Genomic DNA, 19,115 nt, shown 5'->3' with positions numbered 1-19,115 from the left:
AAAATGTACATGAAACACACTCTGAGTATTTCGGCATTGGCCTTACTGGCTGGCTGTGCGGTTAATCCCAAGCCGCTGACGCCAACGCAGATCGACACGACCGCGCGCGAGAATATCGTTGCGGTGGATGCCGAGCAGGAGCCGGTGACCGCGCCGATAAACCTATACGAAGCCATGGCCCGGGCGCTGAAATATAATCTCGACTATAAGGTCGAGCTGATGGAAGAGGCGCTCAAGAACCGGGAGCTTAACCTGTCGCGCTACGATATGTTGCCGCAACTCGTGGCCAATGCTGGCTATGCCGGGCGGAATAATTTCTCCGGTGCAAGTTCGCTGTCTTTGATCACCCGGCGTCAGTCGCTCGAACCGTCAACCTCATCCGAACGGGATATTTTCACCGGCGACCTGTCGCTCAGCTGGGATGTGCTCGACTTTGGCTTGTCCTATGTCCGTTCGCAGCAAAAGGCGGATGAGTTTTTGATCTCTCAGGAACGCCGGCGCAAGGTTGCCAACCGGATTATCGAAGATGTCCGCACCTCCTATTGGCGCGCGGTCAGTGCCGAACGGCTGCTGACCAAGCTGAAAGAACTGGAAGGCAATGTCAGCACCACGCTCGACAATAGTGAACGGCTTGCAGAACGCCGCATGTCGGCGCCGCTCACTGCGCTCACCTATCAGCGGGAACTGGTCCAGATACAGGCAGAAATCCGCAAATTGCAGCGCGAGCTGGTGGTTGCCAAGGCGCAGTTGGCCGCCTTGATGAACCTGCGTCCCGGCACCAATTTCTCGCTGGTATTGCCAGATCGCACCGAGAATTTGCCCGCCGTGAAATATTCGGGCGAGGACATGATGATGACCGCGCTGAAAAATCGCGCCGAGCTGCGTGAGGTTAGCTATCGTCAGCGGATTAACAGCAAGGAACTGGATGCTGCACTGCTTTCGGCCTTGCCAAGTTTCCGCGGCATATTGGGCGTGAATGTCGATTCCAACGACTTCCTGTTCAACAATAACTGGTTCCAATATGGCGCGCAGGCGAGCTGGAATGTGCTTAATCTGTTCAAAATAGGCCCCAAGAAAAAAGCGATACGCGCGCAGGATGATCTGCTGCGGCAACGCGAACTGGCGCTGACCATGGCGGTGATGACACAGGTCCATGTATCGCGGGCGCGCTTTGGTCATTTGCAAGAAGAATTGCAGACGGCTGAACATCAGCACCGGGTGCAGGACAAGATCCTCTATCAGATTCGCGCGGGCCACAAGGCAGGGGCCATGAGCCAGCAGACCTTGTTGCGCGAGGAAATGAATACGCTCGTGGCAGAGGTAAAATATGATATAGCCTATGCCGAGGCGCAAAATGCCTATGCCAATCTGTTCGCATCCATGGGCATAGATGATTTTGCCCCCGACCTGACAGGCCGTGAGGATGTCAGCACATTGACCGCATCCCTGACCAATTTGTGGCAGGAACGCGAAGCGGCGATGACACTGGATCAATAGGAAGCCCTGATGAGCGAAGAAACCGGAGATGGTACTCCGGACATAGAAGAAAAATCAAAAGCCCCATGGCTTTGGGGTGGCGGCATTGCGCTGGCCGCAGCCATAGGCGTGGGCGTTGCCAGTAGCGGCGATGGCCCCAATTGGTCGAGCAATGAAGCGGCAAGGGGCACCACGGAAGAAAAAGCGGCAGAAACTGCTGAAGCCGAGGTGAAAAAGCCGGAACCCAGGCCTGATCCGGACGTACGCGGCGTGATCAAGCCCAAGCAGGAATCAACCGTCGCATCACGAATGACCGCGCGGATTACGTCCATGCCCTTTGGCAAAGGACAGAGTTTCCGCAGAGGCGCGCTGCTCGCAAAATTTGATTGCTCAGCCATTCGCGCAGAGTTGAAAGCTGCGCAGGCGGCGGCCAATGCCTATAATGTGACGTATAAAACAAACGTCGAACTCGACCAATATGAAGCGATTGGCAAAAACGAGGTCGCGGTGGCAAAAGCCAATCTCGGCAAGGCCAATGCCGAAGCCAATGCGATCAAGGCAAACCTGACCGATTGCGCTGTCTACGCGCCGTTTTCCGGAACGGTGGTTGAAGAAATTGCGGGTCGCGGAGAGATTGCGGCGAGCGGCCAACCGTTGCTGACGATTCAGAGCGGCGGCGATCTTGAGGTTGAGCTGATCGTACCCAGTAACTGGCTGACCTGGCTGCGCCCCGGCGCGGACTTCACTTTCAAGATCGACGAAACCGGTGCGGATGTAACGGGTCAGATTACCCGGTTGGGCGCTTCGGTAGACCCGGTGAGCAAGACCATCCGCGTCACCGGCAATGTCGACAAAACCGAGAGCCTAGTCCTTCCTGGGATGAGCGGTACCGGCTTGTTTGTGAAACCGTCGGACAAACCAGCACAGAGCGCGGCGGAAAAAGCATCGTCCGCTGCCCCAGCCAAACCTGAAGCAGCCAAATCAGAAGCAGCAAAAGCCGATGGCCGCCAGCCCTCCTGATTCCGACCCTGCACCTATTGCGATATTACCTGTAGCCTCGGGAGCAGCACCGATATCCGGTGATGCTAATATGCTCGCCAGCTTGTTGCAATTTGAGGCTGAGGTACGCCGCCAGCCGGGCGTCGCTGAACTCCACTATCATGTTGCCAACGAACTGCGCCGTATCCTGCCCTATGAGCAGATGTTTATCGCGCGCCAGCCGCGCATTGGAGACGACTTTCATATCGTCTGCGCCTCCAGCATTTCATCGGTAGACCGCAACGCACCGCTGATTCAGGCGATGGAAAAGCTGATTGCTAAACTGGCCAAAAATGATGGGCTGGACCGGCCGCATGATTTCACCCTCGGCGCGATGAGCGAAGATCCGGCACTGGCGGAATATCCTTATGGCGAATGCCGCTGGCAGCCTTTGCTCGACAGCGAGGAAAAGGTGTTTGGCGGGCTGCTGGTGATGCGTGAGACGCCGTTTCGCGAAGGCGAAGGCTATCGGCTGACACGGCTTTCCGAAACTGTTTCGCACAGCTGGCGGGCGCTGACCGGAGACAAGCCGGTCAAGCGCATCGGCCGCTTTGGCCGCAAAGAGAAAATCGGCGTGATGGTTGCACTGTTGGTTATCGCACTCTTCCCGGTTCGCATGACGGCATTGGCGCCTGTCGAAGTGGTCGCGGCGCGTCCGTTCATGGTCGCCGCCCCGTTTTCCGGCGTCATTTCGCGCGTCCATGTCGCCCCCAATGCGGCGGTCGAGGAAGGCGCATTGCTGGTGTCTTTTGACGATGTGAAGCTGTCCAATGAACTGAAACTTGCGCAGGAAAAACTGGCCGTGGCCAAGGCGCGGGTGGACCGGTCCACCAGCACAGCCTTTGGCGAGGATGACGAAACCCGCGAGATTGCCACTCTGCGCGCGGAATATGAACTGGCGCAGGCCGACTATAATTTTGCTAATGATGTTATGGGATTATCGCAGATAAAGGCGCCACGCGCAGGCATGGCGATTTACAGCGACCGGCGCGACTGGGAGGGGCGCGCGGTCAATGTCGGCGATCCGATCCTGCAGGTGGCCGATCCAGGCCAGATCGCGCTGCGCATCGACTTGCCCGCCGCCGAACAGATGGCGCTAGACCGCGGGTCGCGCGTGAAGGTCTGGCTGGATGCGCAGCCACTCTGGGCGATTGAGGGCAAGGTGGAACATGCCAGTTATCAGGCACGGCAGACGGCGGAAGGCATTTTGGCTTTTGCGGTGACAGCCCAACCGACTTCGGGCAATCCGCGCATTGGTTCGCGCGGCACGGCGAAGCTTTATGGCGAGTGGGTGCCGCTCATCTATTCATTGCTCAAGCGCCCGATAGCGAGCTTTAGACAAACTATCGGCCTATGACTGCCGCTGCGTCTGTCGAACCGGAACGGCCCTTATTGCCGCCATTGCGGCAAGAATTGCGGATTGAGCCTGGCGCGGCTCTGGTTACCGGCGCGCCCAGCTGGACTCTGTTTGACCCGGTGCGGCATCTGTTCTTTCAATTGGGCAGAATTGAATATCGCATCCTCTCCCGCTGGGCATCCGGTGATCTGGCGAAGGTCAATGATGATCTTGTCGCCGAAGGTCTGGACGAGGAAGAAATCAACAACGCCTTTGGTCAGGTCGTCGACTTTTCCCTGACCAACAGCCTCACCGTCACACCAATGGGTGACACAGTCGCGAGCTTTACGGAGCAACGGGAAACGGCGAAAAAGGCCTGGTGGAAATGGATGCTGGATAATTATCTGTTCATCCGCATCCCGATTGTCAAACCGGCGGCTTTTCTGGAACGAACGATCGACAAGGTTGCGCCGCTCTGGTCCTATCCGGCCCTGACCTTCTTCGCCTTGCTGGCCCTCACCGGCCTGTTTCTGGTTTCGCGCCAGTGGGACAGCTTCCTTGCATCCTTTCTCTATTTCTTCAGTTGGCAGGGTCTCATCGCCTATGGGATCGGCCTGTTTGTGATCAAGATTCTCCATGAGCTGGGCCACGCCTATACCGCCACCCGCTTTGGCTGCCGGGTGCCGAGCATGGGGGTCAGCTTTCTGGTGATGATGCCCGTCCTCTATACCGATACATCCGGCGCGTGGCGGCTGACCTCGCGCAAGCAGCGGCTGATGATCGATTGTGCCGGCGTCACGGTCGAGCTGATGATCGCGGGCCTTGCGACCATGGCCTGGGTACTGCTGCCGGACGGTATGCTCCGCAGCGTTGCCTTCATTCTTGCGACCACCAGTTGGGTGATGAGCCTCGCGATCAACCTCAATCCGTTCATGCGCTTTGACGGCTATTATGTGCTGTCCGACTGGCTCGGAGTGCCCAATCTGCAGCCACGCGCCTTTGCTTTGGGCCGCTGGCGGCTGCGTGAGATGCTGTTTGCTTTGGGCGATGAAGCACCCGAACAGGTGCCCGACCGATTGCGCCGTGGGATGATCGTCTATGCGTGGATGACCTGGATCTACCGCCTGTTCCTGTTCATCGGTATTGCGCTGTTGGTCTACACGCTGTTTTTCAAACTGCTCGGGGTGATCCTGTTCGTTGTTGAAATTGCCGTGTTCATTGCCCGTCCGGTGCTTTCGGAATTCAAGGTCTGGGCGAGTATGAAGGACCGGATCTTGGCTACATCGCGGACGCGGTTGCTGTTGGTTGGAAGCGGCATAACGCTTTTACTCTGTCTCTTGCCACTCGACCGCCATATCAGCGCGCCGGCCGTGTTAACCCCTATTGGCGCATCCCCGATTGTTGCCGGTGATCCGGGCAAGATCGAAAAGATATTCGTCAAAAATGGGGAAAGAGTGAAAGCGGGAACACCGTTGATCCAACTCTCGGCTCCCGAGCTGGAACAGTCCATCGCGGCCACCAAGGTCAGAATTGCCAACCTGCAACTGCAATTTGGTCGCGGCGCGGCGGACGAGATTGATCTGTCCAACCGCATGGTTCTCGAACGGGAACTCAAGCAGGAACAGGATCAGCTCAGCGGCCTCGAACTGCGCAGTGAACGGCTCATCCTGCGCGCACCCATTGCAGGGATTGTGACGGATTTGTCGCCGGATATTCACAGCGGGCGCTGGCTGGGCGGGGCGGAGCCCATTGCCTATATTGTGACATCCGATGACTATGATATTCAGGCCTATGTCAGTGAAGACGATATCTGGCGGATATCCAAAGACGCGCGCGGCCGCTTCATTCCCGATGATCCGGTACAGGCATCGCGGGCCGCGATGCTGGTTGAGAAATCGACCAATGCGGTGGAGAGAATTGATCAGCCGATATTGGCCTCGGTCAATGGCGGTCCCATCGCCTCGGACAAGGACGAGAATATCCTGCGGCCCCGTGCGGCGCTTTACCGTGTGCGCCTGATCGCCTCGAAAAAAACCTACAAGGATGGCGAGGCGTTGCAGTTAACCCCCGGCAGCGTGGAAATATCAGCAACAGGGCGTTCGGTGGCGGGCGCTTTGCTGGATAAAGTCACACGCTTGTTCAGAAGTGAAGCCTCGTTAAGTAACTAACTGCATTAATTGCCTGGCGCTGTTTGCTTAACCGATTCGCTTCTTTAATCATTCTGACTTAAGGTCGTGCCAACAAGAATCACGAGGGGATAATCATGGAACAGCTGGGCGCGCTCGATGCGATGTTTGCCTATACGGAAACACGCAACACGCCGATGCATATTGGCCAGTTGCTGATCTATGATCCGTCAACCGCTCCCGGCGGCAAGGTCGGGTTCAAAGATATTTTGCACTATATTGAAGGCCGCTTGGACGGCGCACGGATTTTCCGTCAGAAACTGCTCCGCGTGCCGCTGGACCTTGACCATCCCTATTGGATTGAGGACGAGAATTTCGATCTCGAATATCATGTCCGTCATATCGCCTTGCCGCAACCGGGCGACTGGCGGCAGCTGTGTATTCAGGCGGCACGAATTTATGCGCGGCCTTTGGACATGAACCGCCCGCTTTGGGAATTCACGGTGATTGAAGGGCTCGACAATGTGAAGGACGTGCCAAAGGGCAGCTTTGCCGTCCTGCACAAATTCCATCACGCGGCGATGGACGGGCAATCGGGATTGCAAATGACATTGGCGCTTCATGATGCTGATGCGAAAATGACGCCGCGCCAATGGGATACCAAATGGAAACCCGAAACACCGCCGAATGACTTGACCCTTTTGGCGAAGGCGCAGGTCAATAATATCGCCAATCCGGTACGGGGACTGAAAACGCTGAGCAAACTGTTGCCGGTACCGAAGCAAATATTTGATTTTGCCCGTGAGAATAAACAGCAAGAGGGAGCGGCCACTGCGGTGCCCAAAACCCGATTGAACAAAAAGATGTCACCGCACCGGGTCTATGATGCGACCGCGTTTACGCTGGGCGATATCAAGACTATCCGGACGGCTTTTCCGGGGACAACGGTGAATGATGTCATGCTGACCGTGGTTGGCGGGACGATGCGCTCTTATCTCGATAGCAAGGGAGAATTGCCGGAAGTCACCTTGAAAGCCGGTGCGCCGGTATCGCTGCGCGACAGCAATGGCGATGCGGCGGGCGGTAATCAGGTATCGATGATGCAGGTGGGATTGGGCACCCATATTGCCGACCCGGCCAAGCGTCTGGAATTTGTCGCCAAAGAGACCAGCCGGTCCAAGGAAATGAACGAAGCGGTTGGGGCCAAAGCCCTGATGGAACTGAGCGGCGCCATGCCTGCCGGTTTGACCGCCGCCGCAACCAAACTGGCCTCGCGGATGGGGCTGGGGCAGACCACATTGCCGCAGATTAACACGGTTGTGACCAATGTGCCCGGCCCGCCGATTGCGATGTATTTTGCCGGTTCCGAGCTCAAACGGTCCTTCGGGATGGGATTGCCAACCGATGGCATGGGCGTTTTCCACACGGTCACCAGCTATCACGGTGATGTGATGCTGACGATTACGGCAGATCGGGAAATGCTGCCTGATCCGGCCACTTATGTTGCGATGGCGGAGAAAAGCTTCAAGGCGCTTATGGCGGCGGCGAAAAAAGCAAAGACGGCTGCGAGCAAAAAACCGCGGCCGAGAAAGACTGCGGCAAAAAAACCAAAAAAGCGCATAACCAAACCTGCCGCTACGGCAGGCAGGGGTCGCAAGAAAGCCACCAAATAATCGGGCGGTGAATCGGCCAGTGAATCCACACGCCTTGGCTTGACTCATCTGGATTGATTGCGCATCCGTCGGCGCAATATATTCATCCCTATGAAAAGCGAGAGGCGAAAACCCCATGAGCACAGTAGAATTTAATGATCGCGTAGCCATTGTCACCGGCGCCGGTGCCGGGCTCGGCAAGCAGCATGCGATGGAACTCGCGCGGCGCGGCGTAAAGGTGGTCGTCAACGATTTCGGCGGTGCGCGTGATGGCACTGGCGGTTCCGCAACCGTGGCCGAGCAGGTTGTTGCAGAGATCGAAGCCGAAGGCGGCGAAGCGATGGCCGCCGGGTGCAGCGTCACCGATATGCCAGCGGTTGAAAAAATGGTCGCTGATGCGATCGCGAAATGGGGCCATGTCGATATTCTCGTCAACAATGCCGGCGTGCTGCGCGACAAGAGCTTCCACAAAATGGGCATGGAAGATTTCCAGTTTGTCATGGACGTCCACCTGACCGGTAGCGCCAATTGCACCAAGGCGGTGTGGGACCATATGCGCGAACGCCAATATGGCCGGATCGTGATGACGACGTCCTCCACGGGCCTCTACGGCAATTTCGGTCAGGTCAACTATGGCGCCGCGAAACTGGCGCTGGTTGGCATCATGAACAGCCTGCATCAGGAAGGCGCGGGCAAAGGCATTCACACCAACTGTATCTCTCCGGTCGCGGCCACCCGCATGACCGAAGACATCATGCCGGAAGAAGCCTTGAAATTGCTGGTTCCCGAAGCGGTGACGCCTGCCGTGGTCTATCTGTGCAGCGACGGCGCGCCATCGAAGACGATTTTGACGGCGGGAGCGGGCGGTTTCGCAGCCGCAAAAATCCTTGAGACAGAGGGTATCTGGCTGCCGGAAGCCGATCGCAATGCCGAAGCCATTGCCGCAAATATCGATCAGATTCTCGACGAAACCGGGATGCAGGAATATGCCAGTGGCGGCGGACAGGGCGGCAAATTCTTCCGCCGGATGCAGGAAGTCATGAAGGGCTGAGGGGTTGTTCCCGGGCCATCCCGCGCGCTCACCCTGAGCCTGTCGAAGGGTGTTTGCCACTATGCTTCGACAAGCTCAGCATAAGCGCGGTGGGAGACTAGAGCGGCCTGGAAAGGTCAGAAAACCAAATTGAGGAGAAAGAACATGCCAATAATCAAAGCCGAAGAACTGGAATCTTGGAAAGGCAAGGAAGTCGGCGTGTCCGAATGGTTTGAAGCCAGTCAGGACCGGATCAACAAATTTGCCGATTGCACCGAAGATCACCAGTTCATCCATGTCGACGAGGAAAAAGCCAAGAACACACCCTTTGGCGGCACCATCGCCCACGGATTGCTGACGCTCTCGTTGATGCCGGCCATGTCCTATGGCGTGACCCTGGGCCTCGAAGGCGCGGTGATGGGCATCAACTATGGCTATGACAAGGTCCGCTTCCTCAACCCCGTCCGCGCCGGATCAAAAGTCCGCGCGCGCCATGTGCTGGTGGATGCAGTGGAAAAACAGCCGGGCCGCTGGCTGATGACCTATGATGTCACGGTGGAAATTGACGGCGTCGAAACCCCTGCGCTAATCGCGCGGTCGCTGGCGATGATTGTGGTGGGGTAGGCTAAAGCTATAGCGAATTTATGAAGGGCCCCGGATTGGTTTCCGGGGCCTTTTGGCTTTACCAGAAGTACAATTTTGATGTGCGGGATTTGATCGACAAATTCTCAGATTCTCGGTATTTGACCATGAGTTCCTCGGGAGAATTTATTCGTGATGTTTACGTTCATTACTGCAATCGCAATGGTTTCACAGACTGTCGGAAGTTCAAAATTTGCGGAACCGGCGACTAACCCTGGAACCTGGGTAAATTCAAACGAATATCCTGCAGACGCTAGAAACCTTGGCATAGAAGGCAGAACTGAGTTCCTGTTGACTATTGGAACAAACGGTAGAGTAAAATCATGTGTGGTTACGGGATCGAGTGGCTCATCTTCGCTTGATCTCCAAACCTGCCGGTCAATGAGCATGAACGGTCGATTTCGGCCAGCATTGAATGAAAATGGAGAACCAGCTGAAGGAAAATGGGCCAGTGCGGTGCAGTGGACACTACCTGAGACAATATCCTTTCCGTTTCACAGCGAACATTCCACCCGCGTTGTTATGGTCCAAGAAAAGAGTGGCGCAATATCATCCTGCAAGTTGGAGCAGTTTGACAATGCGGAAGTAGAAGAAGAGGTTTGAAAAAGGACCAAGAAGATATTCGCCTGGCCGGAAGGGCATGCGCACCAGGCGGATCGCAAGAAAATCGTTTATACTCTGACCGTAACCAAAGACATATCTATATTGGAAGACTAGATTCAAATCTGGTAACAATCACGCTGCTGCATCTTTATTGATCGAAAAATGAAGCGGCCATTCCAACAGTTCATCCTATCATCAACTAGACATCAAGTTATAGGCTTCGCAACAATCATAGCGAGAGTCCGCTAAGGGCGCAAAAGTGGACGCTGCAATGTTGGAGCAAACACCTTGGATTGGGTTTTTCCATCTATCCCATCACAATATATTGACATTAACTCGATATATATCGATATAAGCAAATATGCGAAAAACGAGGAAACCTTCAAAGGCCGCCAGATTGGCTTTAATGTCCTTACTTGATGCTCCTCAGGGGCTGTATGGCTATGAGATTATGCAAATGGCCGGAATAAAGCCCGGTACGCTTTATCCTATGCTGGCTAGGCTGGAAGACCGTGGCATCCTTGTTTCTCATTGGCAGGAATCAGGCGTCGAGGGCCGGCCTCCGCGTCATATTTATAGTCTGTCGGCGGCGGGCCGTATCTTGGCGAAGAGTCTGATTGACGAAAACGATTCAACATTCGCGCCGCAGCTGAAACCGGAATCCCTATGATGCGCGACCGCATCATGCGCCTGATCGATCATCTGACGCCCGATCATCGCAAAAAATGGGCGCAGGCCATGCGCGCTGAAATTTCATGCTTTGACAAGGACAGGGAAGCCGCAATTTTCGCGTTGGGATGTCTGATTGCCTGCTGTCGCTTTCATTTGGAATTGAAAATCTCACCGGAAAAAACATGGAGTGATATTATGAAAGATAGGTTCACTTTTTCGACATTCTTCGCAGGCTCGATAGCGTGCCTGATCGGATTGACTTATCTTTTTGTCTCCGGCGCTCCGTTGACAATGATAATCGTCAACGGAGCAGCGATGTTCATTGGCATTTTGTTGACCATTGCTGTGAAACTGTCTGTACGCATGACAAGCAATTTTGTCACCGTGATCGCGGTAATGGGGTCCTTAGGTCTGTTTGGCACCGCTATGTTTGGCACCGCCATCGCAGACGCAAGACGGTGGCTATTGGTGGGGCCTTTTTTCGTTCAAACCAGCCTCATTCTTCTGCCACTGATCGCACTTAGCTTTGCGAGAATTCAAAATTTCTGGACCACATTGGCGGTCCTTTTAGCTGGTTCCGCAATGGCCCTTCAACCTGATCGCGCGATGGCAGCGATGCTGTTTGTGGCAGTTGCTATTGTCTGTTGGATGCGACCAGGTAAATGGACTTTCAGCGCGGTTCTTTTCTGTGCGATCGCGTTCGCAGCAACATTGTTTCTGCCGGACCGTTTGCCGGCGGTACCATTTGTAGATCATATTCTTTGGACAGCCTTTGATATCAACATCATGATCGGGCTATTACTCTGGATTGGTTGCATAGCATTGGTTTGCCCAGTGCTATTTGTTCCAAAAAACGAGCGAACTGTGGTCCACTACACGTTCGCGGTTTGCTGGTTTGTCCTGATTGCGGCTGCGGCAATGGGTGCATATCCCACACCAATTGTTGGATATGGCGCTAGCGCGATTATCGGATATTTCTTGAGTCTGATATTGGTGCAACCGATCAAACAAGCCCGTTTAGTCGATGATAGCGACTGCAATAATATATCCGAAACTCAGGAAAATGCTTCACTGCTTCGAACCCAAACGCCTTCATTTGCCATCTGAGTCTTTCTGGTGTCGGTTTTCATCACAAAGCGGACATGCCGTGATGGCCTGCGATTGTCGAAGGTGTCACATCTCTGAATAAGGATGCAATATACCTTCTAAAAATACGCCGCCCTGAGACTTTAGTTGGGTAAGCGCATTGTCCTCGTGTTGAACGATTTCGATATCTAGATCGTTGGGATCGTCTGCAGTGAGGACATTAACCAAGTGGCTGTGAGCAAAGCACTTCAAGATGAAACGACAACGAGCAGCATGAAAGTTCGATGTTACAATATCGTACGAAGATATGCCTCGCAATTCGGCGAATTCAGCGATTAGAGTCATATCTTCAACAGTATTTGAGCTCAGGAGGTCATTAGGATTTGCTCGATCAATAACTGCACCAAACGCTTCTAGTTGGCGATAAACAAGTTCACGATGAGGAGTTTTGGTCTTGTTGAAATGAGCGCCAAAACCACCTGTTGCGAGCAACACAATGTCGGAGACTTCCTGTTGTTCTTTAATAGCTCTCGTGATGCGACTGAGGGATATGAGAGACAAAGTCCCATCTCCAGCATTTGGCGAACCAAGGATAAAAACCGATCTGGCCATTCCGATCAATGTAACGTGAGGCAGTCAACTTGCAATGTCCACTTTGGAGATAAAGCGGTCGCCTCATCGCTTTCCTACAACCCCTCTTATGGGTTATATTCAATCCGGCTCTTTGACATTGAGGAATATGCGATGGCGTTGCAACTTGGTCGGCACCATTTTGAAAGGTCACACTCACTGAAGCCAGTTCTACTATTAGCGGATTGATATTGCACGGTTTTTAGTCGTCAGTATGATGCATAAAAACCAGCCTTGGGTGTAAACATTTCACACCACGCTGACTTCCGCTTTGAGGGGTGCGTAACCGTTCAAGGCGTTCCCGCAATCCGGATACATTGCCCCGTCACCCATTCCGATGCGGGCGCACATAGATAAAGCGTCAGCGCGCCGATATCCTGCGGCGTGCCCAGTCGTCCGGCGGGCAGGCCCAGCGTGTCTTCGAAGCCGATAAAATCCTCGTCCGTCATGCTCAGCGCTTTCTTGACTGTTTCGGTCGGGACAAAGCCGGGCAGGATCGCGTTGACGCGGGTTTTGGGCCCCAGTTCATGGGCCAGCGTTTTGGTCAGCATCAGCACGCCGGCCTTGGCTGCGCTATAATGGCCGCTGCCGGGAAAGGGATCCTGGCCGGCCATGGAGCTGGTGTTAACGATCCGGCTGCCTTCGCCGAAATGCTTGCAGGCGGCGCGCACGCCGTGAAAGACGGACGTCAGGTTGACCGCCATGGTCTTGTCCCATTCGGCTTCATCGAGCTCGGTCAGCGGCGCGGAGACCAGTGAGCCGCCAGCATTATTGACCCAGATGTCGAGCCGGCCAAATTCATCGACCGCGCGCTGGGCGAGTGCATCCATATCCTCGCGGCTGGTGACATCGGTGACCTGCGCAATGGCGCGGCCGCCTACATTGCTGGCGTTGATCTCGTCAGCGACCGACTGGATTTCGGCAATGCTGCGCGAGGCGCACACCACATGGCAACCGGCATCGGCTAGCGTCTTGGCCATACCTTCGCCAATGCCGCGTCCCGCGCCGGTGATGACGGCCACTTCGCCGGTAAGATCGAAAAGGGGATTGGTCATGTCTGTTCCTTTATGCGTCATCCCAGCGCAAGCTGGGATTTCCTCAAGACAAGGCACCACCCTCGAAGAGATCCCAGCTTGCGCTGGGATGACGAACTCCTCTGGATGATCCCGAGAGATTACTCCGCGGCTTCGAGCGCCTCTTGTTTCGCCCTTACGCGGATCGGAATGCTGCTCATCAACGGAATACCGGTGCGCCTGTCAAAGTCGCGGTCGTTGAAAGACAATCTGCCGGTATTGCCGCCAGCGCCCATGGGGTCTTCCTTCTCGTCCGGATTGGTGCCCCAGCTATGGGGAAGCGACACACAGCCCGGCTTCACCGTCTTGTCCGCCTTGGCCACGCAGCTGATAAAGGCCCGTGCGGATTCCACTTCAATGGGTTGATCTTCGCTCAGGCCGAGCGCGTCCATATCTTCCGGATTCATGAAAGCGGGATGGTGCGGCACGCGTTTGCGCTGCACCGGATCTTCATGCCAGTTGCTGTTGTGGATTTCGGTCATCCGCCGTCCGATCATCCGCATCGGGAAAGCGGTTTCTTCGACCGGCTGGCCAAGCCGTTCGGCATAGCCGGCCAGTTCTTCCATCATCGCCGCGTTGCCAACCGACAGCTTGCCTTCCCAATCCGCAGGCTTGGGCTGCACCATCAGCGCCTGCGCGTCGATAATCTTGCCCTTCTGGGCTTCGGGGTCGGCATAGACATCGGCAACCGGAACGGGAGAGCCGTTGAGCGCGGCACTCCAAGCGGTAATCGGGTCGGGTGTTTCGCCTGGCGCGAAGGTCGTGGCTTTTTCCTCCCGCTCATCAGGATGCGACACCAAAGCCCATGACTTGATTGTGAGCGGCTTGTCCATTTCGCTGGCGAGCGTGTGGAGAAATTCATATTCCTCGCACAGATCGGACTCTTCCGGCACATCCATGATCGGCGGGCTGGCCTGTGCATAGTTATTCTCAAAACCCCAGCCAGCGCCAAAGCCGCCATAGAGTTCGGGGGCCGCAGTATTGCCGTGCACTTCATAGTGCAGTTTCGGCGCAATCACATAATCCGCCAGTTCCGCTGTCTTCGACATCCGCGGATCGAGGCAGACGAGTAGGTCGAGCGCCTTCATCGCCTCAAATGTCTTGAGCTGATCCGGCCAGGCGAGCATCGGATTGCCGCCGAGGCAGATGAGTGCCTTCACCTGTTTGTCGCCCGGCGTGAGGATTTCATCCGGCAGCGCCGCGGTCGGCATGCCTGAAATGCTCTGCTCGAGATCACGGCTATGCAATTTGCGCCCAAAGCCCCAAGCATCCATCGGCCCGGGCGAGGCGGCAACCGGTGGAGCGGGTTTCATAAAGACACCGCTGCGCCGGTTGATATCGCCCTCGCGCAGCCAGTGGCCCATGATCGATGTCAGCGACAGGTTGAGATATTCGGTAATATTGCCGCCGCCCGCCATATTGGGGCCAGTGCCGACGCTGATGCTGCCCTTTTTCCAGCTGCCATACATGCGCGCGGCCTGTACGATTTCCTCGGCCGTCACGTCAGCGCGCTGGGCGGCCAGTGCGGGGTCGAAAGGCGCAGTGGCTTTTTTGAGGGCTTCGAAACCATCGACGTCATTGGCGACGAAATCTTTGTCGTAAAGGCCTTCTTCGATCACCACTTTGGCAATCGCGCCGAGGATGATCGGGTCTTCGCCGGGGCGGCATTGCAGGTGCAGGTCGGCCTGACGCGCGCTGTCGGTCTTGCGTGGATCGATAACGATCAGCTGCATCCCGCGCTTCTTGGCGTCATGGAGTTTCTTCGCCGGGTTCATGCCAAGCCCGCCGTTCATCGATACGATTGGATTGGTACCAACCAGCATCAAGCCATCCCAGTCGCCAACCCGCGGCGCACCGGCCAGCCACGGACCAACCAGCGCCCGAGCAATGCCCTTGCCTGGTTGGTCAATCGTGACGCTGTCATAGACAGAGGTAGAACCGATCGCATCCATCAGTGCCAATATGAAAGCATGTCCGTTCAGGTTGTTATAGCCAAAGGTACCGACATAGGATGCCACGCTGTCGGGGCCATGTTCGGTGACAATCGCTTCGATCCGGTCTGCAATCTCTTTCGCAGCGGCCCGCCAGCTGACGGCTTCCTTTTGGCCGTGCTTCATGCCTTTGTAGCTGGTCAACAGACGCGTATCGAAACTGTGATAATTGACGAGCTGCCGACCCTTGATACAGCTATAACCTTCAAATTCAGGGTTATTCTTGTCGCCATGGGTTTTGACTGGAACGCCATCTTCGAAATCGACAATCAGGCCGCAATGGGCGTGACAGGCCCGGCACATCACATGTTTCTGTTCACTTGCCATTGTCGCTCTCCTGACTGATATTTCAGACCATTGCTTTTTCAAATTTAATCGTTCAATTAATAGCAATTGATTCCCAAATTAGGGCAAGGCAGCGGGTGCTGCCACTGACCCTATTGATAAGATGATCTCAGGAGCACAGCCCCATGGCCGACAAGCCCGATGCAGCCGAATTAAAGGAATATAGCGAAGCCGCCGATGCGTGGTTCAAAGAGAACACGGTTCGTGATCCCGGTTTCATGTTGCCGCTCACCTTCATGGAGGTGTCAACGGACGAACAGTTTGATTTCCTGCGCGAGTGGCAGCGCAAGGTTTATGAGGCTGGCTATCTTGGTGCCAGTTGGCCGAAAGAATATGGCGGCGGCGGGCTGCATACTGATTTCCAGCGCGCGGCGACCCGGGCGATGAAAAAATATGACGCGCCGATCATGCTCAATGCGATTGGCAATGGCTGGGCCGGGCCGCTGATCCTCGATCTGGGATCGGAGGAGCAGAAGCAGACCTATATCAAGGGCATGCTCAATGCCGAGGATATCTGGTGCCAGGGATTTTCCGAGCCGGAACATGGCAGTGACCTTGGAAATGCCCAGTTGAAAGCGGTCAAAGAGGGCGATGAATATGTCCTCAACGGATCGAAAATCTGGACATCCCTAGGCGACCGGGCGAAATATATGATCCTGCTCGCGCGCACCGATTTCGAGGCAGAGAATAAATATAAGGGCCTCAGCTTCTTCCTCAATCCGATGAAGATTGACGGGATCAGCACCAGCCGGATTAAGAAGCTGACCGGCGAATATGGTTTTGTGCAGACCTTCTTTACCGATGCACGTATTTCGGCTGACTGCCTGTTTGGCGGTGAGGGCAATGGCTGGTCGATGGCGATGAAGACGCTGGAATATGAACGCGGCGCGAAGGTCAAACCGGTCGGCGGCTATTTTGTCAAGGAGCTGGATGTCATGCAGATTGTCGAGCTGGCGAAAAACTCGATGCGCAATGGCAAGCCCCTGCTCGACGATCCGGTGATGCGCGACAAGATGACGCAATATATGATCGATATTCAGGCGCTTAATCTCAACAATACCCGCCGCCGGATGCCGCAGCTCATGCAGGACAAGCCGATGGGCCTGCCGCTGATGAACAAGCTGGCGCGGACCGAGCTAATCCGCGAGCTGACGGAATTCTCGCTCGGCTTTCAGGGGACCAAGGCGGGCTACTATGTTGGCGATGAGAATGCCGTGGATGACGGATATTGGCATCGCAGCTATCTCAACAGTTTCTCCGCGACCATTGGTGGCGGCACATCCGAGATCCAGCGCAACATTGTCGCCGAGCATGCGCTTGGTTTACCGAAGACACGATAGATTGGGATCACAAAAAACCGCGCTCATGCTGAGCTTGTCGAAGCATGGTGGCAAAGACCCTTCGACAGGTTCAGGGTGAGCGGATGAGAGGAAAAAATGGATAATCTGGGCAATATCGGCACGACCGAAGAGCAAATTGAATTGATGGATGTCGCGACCAACTTCTGCCGCGACAAGTCACCGGTAGAAAAAGTGCGGGCGCTAATTGATGATGATCTTGGCTATGATCCCGAGATTTGGCGGGAAGTCGGTGAGCTTGGCTGGCTCGCCATCGCGATACCCGAAGCGCATGGCGGTGTGGGTCTGTCGATGGCGGAAGTCGTTCCGATTGCAGAACAAATGGGCCGTAATCTGATGAGCACGCCTTTTGGCATGACGACGCTGGCGGCGCAGGCGCTGCTCGCGGGCGGAACCGAAGCGCAGCAGGCAGCCTGGCTGCCCAAAATTTCCGAGGGCATGGCGGCTACGCTGGCCTTGCGCGAGGATCATGGTGACTGGGATCTCGCCCATGTCGACTGCGCTGGGACGCACAGCGGCGATAGCATCGCTCTGGCTGGCAAGAAACAACTGGTATTGTGGGCCGACAGTGCGGAGCTTATCATCGCGTCCGTCATGATCGATGATCGTCTGCGTTTCGCCCTGATTGAACGGTCGGCGCTGCCCGAAGGTGCGCTACGGCGGGAAGAGATTATCGATGAGACCGCACGCAGCTACGAACTGAATTTGGACGGTGTTTCTGTGCCAGATAGCGCACTACTGGACGCGGACCGTGGCCGCGAAATAATCGAGAAGGTCGAACTCGCAGCCGGGCTCATTCACGCGGCCGAGATGACGGGGGGCGCGCAGGCGGTTATCGATTACACGCTGGAATATCTCAAGACCCGTAAGCAGTTCGACAAGATCATCGGCAGTTATCAGGCGCTGAAGCATCCGACGGTCAACAATTATGTCGAATATGAAAAAGCGCGGACGCATCTATATAGCGCCGCTTTCAGTTGGGGTGAGCAGGGTCGCGGCGAGGTTGCGGTGCGGATGGCGGCGGCCCAGGCGCATGACAGCTATAGCCAGGCCGCTGATCGGTCGATCCAGTTTCATGGCGGCTTTGGCTTCACGCATGATTGCGACGCCCAGTTGCATCGCCGCAAAGCCATTATGAGTGGCGCGCTGATCGGTGACGCCCCATATCAGCGGTCGAAACTGGCGGGTCTGTTGTTCGATTAAAGGGTGATTGTGCTCCCGCGCAGGCGGGAGCCTCTGGCCATTGGTAGTGGAGATAGATTCCCGCCTTCGCGGGAATACACAAGAGGAGAAGAAAATGTCAGAAGTGCTCACAGATATTCAGGACGGTTTCATCATCGTCACCATCAATCGGCCAGAAGCCAAAAACGCGATGACCAAGGCAGCGGCAGAAGGCATTCGTGCGGCGATGGAGCAACTCGATAATGATAACAGCCTCAACGCCGGGATTATCACCGGCGCCGGCGGAACATTCTGTTCCGGCATGGACCTGAAAGGCTTTCTGCGCGGGGAAACACCGGCTGTGAAAGGCTATGGCTTTGGCGGCATTACCGAGAAGGGCCCCGAGAAACCGATTATCGCAGCGGTGGAAGGCTATGCTTTGGCCGGTGGTCTGGAACTGGCGTTGGCCTGTGACCTTTGTGTAGCAAATAGCAAAGCGAAATTCGGTATTCCAGAAGTGAAACGCTCGCTCGTCGCGGCAGCGGGGGGCGTGATCAAGCTACAGCAGGTTGTCGGTAAACGCATCGCCATGGAAATGGCACTGACGGGCGATTTCATGGATGCCCAGCGCGCCTATGATGTCGGCTTTGTCAATCGCTTGACCGATGGTCCGGCGCTGGATGCGGCCATCGAACTGGCCGCGACAGTCGCGGCCAATGGCCCGCTGGCATTGAAAGCAACCAAGAAAATCATCAACGAAAGCTATGACTGGACAAGCGAAGAAGCCTGGAAAAAGCAGGCCGAAATTACCGGACCTGTTTTCATGTCCAAGGATGCACAGGAAGGGTCGCTTGCCTTCGCACAGAAACGCAAACCCGATTGGAAAGGTGAATAAT

16 protein-coding genes are annotated in these 19,115 nt (G+C 55.5%); 13 read left to right on the top strand and 3 right to left on the bottom strand.

All coding sequences use genetic code 11. From position 1 onward, the window contains the following. The first annotated feature begins 9 nt into the window (after window positions 1–9). The 10 genes from J4G78_RS09965 to J4G78_RS09920 all read left to right on the top strand — a co-directional run bounded on the left by J4G78_RS09965 (window position 10) and on the right by J4G78_RS09920 (window position 11,682). Complete coding sequence (locus J4G78_RS09965; protein WP_243457047.1) at window positions 10–1,497, top strand: TolC family protein; 1,488 nt, start codon at window positions 10–12, stop codon at window positions 1,495–1,497. Window positions 1,498–1,506: 9 nt separating this feature from the next. Then, the gene (locus J4G78_RS09960; RefSeq protein WP_207986445.1) at window positions 1,507–2,496 is read left to right on the top strand and encodes an efflux RND transporter periplasmic adaptor subunit; all 990 of its coding nucleotides are present in this window, start codon (window positions 1,507–1,509) and stop codon (window positions 2,494–2,496) included. Continuing rightward, a complete protein-coding gene (locus J4G78_RS09955; protein ID WP_207986444.1) occupies window positions 2,477–3,871 on the top strand; it encodes an efflux RND transporter periplasmic adaptor subunit in 1,395 nt (464 codons plus the stop codon). Before J4G78_RS09960 ends, J4G78_RS09955 begins: the two co-directional genes overlap by 20 nt. Then, the gene (locus tag J4G78_RS09950) at window positions 3,868–6,018 is read left to right on the top strand and encodes a site-2 protease family protein (protein ID WP_207986443.1); all 2,151 of its coding nucleotides are present in this window, start codon (window positions 3,868–3,870) and stop codon (window positions 6,016–6,018) included. The genes J4G78_RS09955 and J4G78_RS09950 overlap by 4 nt, the downstream gene beginning before the upstream one ends. Before the next feature lie 95 nt (window positions 6,019–6,113). Beyond that, the gene (locus tag J4G78_RS09945; protein WP_207986442.1) at window positions 6,114–7,649 is read left to right on the top strand and encodes a WS/DGAT/MGAT family O-acyltransferase; all 1,536 of its coding nucleotides are present in this window, start codon (window positions 6,114–6,116) and stop codon (window positions 7,647–7,649) included. A 115-nt stretch (window positions 7,650–7,764) separates the two neighbouring features. Continuing rightward, entirely contained in the window at window positions 7,765–8,679 is a 915-nt protein-coding gene (locus J4G78_RS09940; protein WP_207986441.1) for an SDR family NAD(P)-dependent oxidoreductase, read from the top strand. Between the two features lie 144 nt (window positions 8,680–8,823). Continuing rightward, entirely contained in the window at window positions 8,824–9,282 is a 459-nt protein-coding gene (locus J4G78_RS09935) for a MaoC family dehydratase (RefSeq protein WP_207986440.1), read from the top strand. A gap of 153 nt (window positions 9,283–9,435) precedes the next feature. Beyond that, a complete protein-coding gene (locus tag J4G78_RS09930; RefSeq protein ID WP_207986439.1) occupies window positions 9,436–9,903 on the top strand; it encodes a TonB family protein in 468 nt (155 codons plus the stop codon). Window positions 9,904–10,309: 406 nt separating this feature from the next. Beyond that, window positions 10,310–10,573: a PadR family transcriptional regulator gene (locus tag J4G78_RS09925; protein WP_243457314.1), complete on the top strand. Its 264-nt coding sequence runs from the start codon at window positions 10,310–10,312 to the stop codon at window positions 10,571–10,573. Then, window positions 10,570–11,682 (top strand): hypothetical protein, encoded by a 1,113-nt coding sequence (locus J4G78_RS09920; RefSeq protein ID WP_207986437.1) that lies wholly within the window; start codon window positions 10,570–10,572, stop codon window positions 11,680–11,682. Before J4G78_RS09925 ends, J4G78_RS09920 begins: the two co-directional genes overlap by 4 nt. A 66-nt stretch (window positions 11,683–11,748) precedes the next feature. On the opposite strand, the gene J4G78_RS09915 is transcribed toward J4G78_RS09920, so the two are convergent. The 3 genes from J4G78_RS09915 to J4G78_RS09905 form a co-directional block, all read right to left on the bottom strand. After that, on the bottom strand, window positions 11,749–12,273 hold the full coding sequence (locus tag J4G78_RS09915; RefSeq protein ID WP_207986436.1) for a YdcF family protein: 525 nt from the start codon (window positions 12,271–12,273) through the stop codon (window positions 11,749–11,751). Between the two features lie 308 nt (window positions 12,274–12,581). Beyond that, window positions 12,582–13,346: an SDR family NAD(P)-dependent oxidoreductase gene (locus J4G78_RS09910; protein WP_207986435.1), complete on the bottom strand. Its 765-nt coding sequence runs from the start codon at window positions 13,344–13,346 to the stop codon at window positions 12,582–12,584. Between the two features lie 119 nt (window positions 13,347–13,465). Then, the gene (locus J4G78_RS09905; protein WP_207986434.1) at window positions 13,466–15,682 is read right to left on the bottom strand and encodes a molybdopterin-containing oxidoreductase family protein; all 2,217 of its coding nucleotides are present in this window, start codon (window positions 15,680–15,682) and stop codon (window positions 13,466–13,468) included. A gap of 143 nt (window positions 15,683–15,825) precedes the next feature. Between J4G78_RS09905 and J4G78_RS09900 the strand changes: the two genes are divergently transcribed. The 3 genes from J4G78_RS09900 to J4G78_RS09890 all read left to right on the top strand — a co-directional run bounded on the left by J4G78_RS09900 (window position 15,826) and on the right by J4G78_RS09890 (window position 19,114). After that, a complete protein-coding gene (locus J4G78_RS09900) occupies window positions 15,826–17,040 on the top strand; it encodes an acyl-CoA dehydrogenase family protein (protein ID WP_207986433.1) in 1,215 nt (404 codons plus the stop codon). A gap of 96 nt (window positions 17,041–17,136) precedes the next feature. After that, complete coding sequence (locus J4G78_RS09895; protein ID WP_207986432.1) at window positions 17,137–18,261, top strand: acyl-CoA dehydrogenase family protein; 1,125 nt, start codon at window positions 17,137–17,139, stop codon at window positions 18,259–18,261. 94 nt (window positions 18,262–18,355) lie between these two features. Then, entirely contained in the window at window positions 18,356–19,114 is a 759-nt protein-coding gene (locus tag J4G78_RS09890) for a crotonase/enoyl-CoA hydratase family protein (protein WP_207986431.1), read from the top strand. The last annotated feature ends 1 nt before the right edge of the window (window position 19,115 follow it).

Origin of the sequence: Parasphingorhabdus cellanae, from assembly GCF_017498565.1 — a bacterium.
Lineage (GTDB): Bacteria > Pseudomonadota > Alphaproteobacteria > Sphingomonadales > Sphingomonadaceae > Parasphingorhabdus > Parasphingorhabdus cellanae.
This window is presented reverse-complemented; position numbering and strand designations above follow the sequence as displayed.

Excerpts from the sequence above, each read along its gene's own strand:
- J4G78_RS09965 (WP_243457047.1), top strand. The coding sequence starts at position 10 with ATGAAACACACTCTGAGTATTTCGGCATTGGCCTTACTGGCTGGCTGT.
- J4G78_RS09960 (WP_207986445.1), top strand. The coding sequence starts at position 1,507 with ATGAGCGAAGAAACCGGAGATGGTACTCCGGACATAGAAGAAAAATCA.
- J4G78_RS09955 (WP_207986444.1), top strand. The coding sequence starts at position 2,477 with ATGGCCGCCAGCCCTCCTGATTCCGACCCTGCACCTATTGCGATATTA.
- J4G78_RS09950 (WP_207986443.1), top strand. The coding sequence starts at position 3,868 with ATGACTGCCGCTGCGTCTGTCGAACCGGAACGGCCCTTATTGCCGCCA.
- J4G78_RS09945 (WP_207986442.1), top strand. The coding sequence starts at position 6,114 with ATGGAACAGCTGGGCGCGCTCGATGCGATGTTTGCCTATACGGAAACA.
- J4G78_RS09940 (WP_207986441.1), top strand. The coding sequence starts at position 7,765 with ATGAGCACAGTAGAATTTAATGATCGCGTAGCCATTGTCACCGGCGCC.
- J4G78_RS09935 (WP_207986440.1), top strand. The coding sequence starts at position 8,824 with ATGCCAATAATCAAAGCCGAAGAACTGGAATCTTGGAAAGGCAAGGAA.
- J4G78_RS09930 (WP_207986439.1), top strand. The coding sequence starts at position 9,436 with ATGTTTACGTTCATTACTGCAATCGCAATGGTTTCACAGACTGTCGGA.
- J4G78_RS09925 (WP_243457314.1), top strand. The coding sequence starts at position 10,310 with ATGTCCTTACTTGATGCTCCTCAGGGGCTGTATGGCTATGAGATTATG.
- J4G78_RS09920 (WP_207986437.1), top strand. The coding sequence starts at position 10,570 with ATGATGCGCGACCGCATCATGCGCCTGATCGATCATCTGACGCCCGAT.
- J4G78_RS09915 (WP_207986436.1), bottom strand. The coding sequence starts at position 12,273 with ATGGCCAGATCGGTTTTTATCCTTGGTTCGCCAAATGCTGGAGATGGG.
- J4G78_RS09910 (WP_207986435.1), bottom strand. The coding sequence starts at position 13,346 with ATGACCAATCCCCTTTTCGATCTTACCGGCGAAGTGGCCGTCATCACC.
- J4G78_RS09905 (WP_207986434.1), bottom strand. The coding sequence starts at position 15,682 with ATGGCAAGTGAACAGAAACATGTGATGTGCCGGGCCTGTCACGCCCAT.
- J4G78_RS09900 (WP_207986433.1), top strand. The coding sequence starts at position 15,826 with ATGGCCGACAAGCCCGATGCAGCCGAATTAAAGGAATATAGCGAAGCC.
- J4G78_RS09895 (WP_207986432.1), top strand. The coding sequence starts at position 17,137 with ATGGATAATCTGGGCAATATCGGCACGACCGAAGAGCAAATTGAATTG.
- J4G78_RS09890 (WP_207986431.1), top strand. The coding sequence starts at position 18,356 with ATGTCAGAAGTGCTCACAGATATTCAGGACGGTTTCATCATCGTCACC.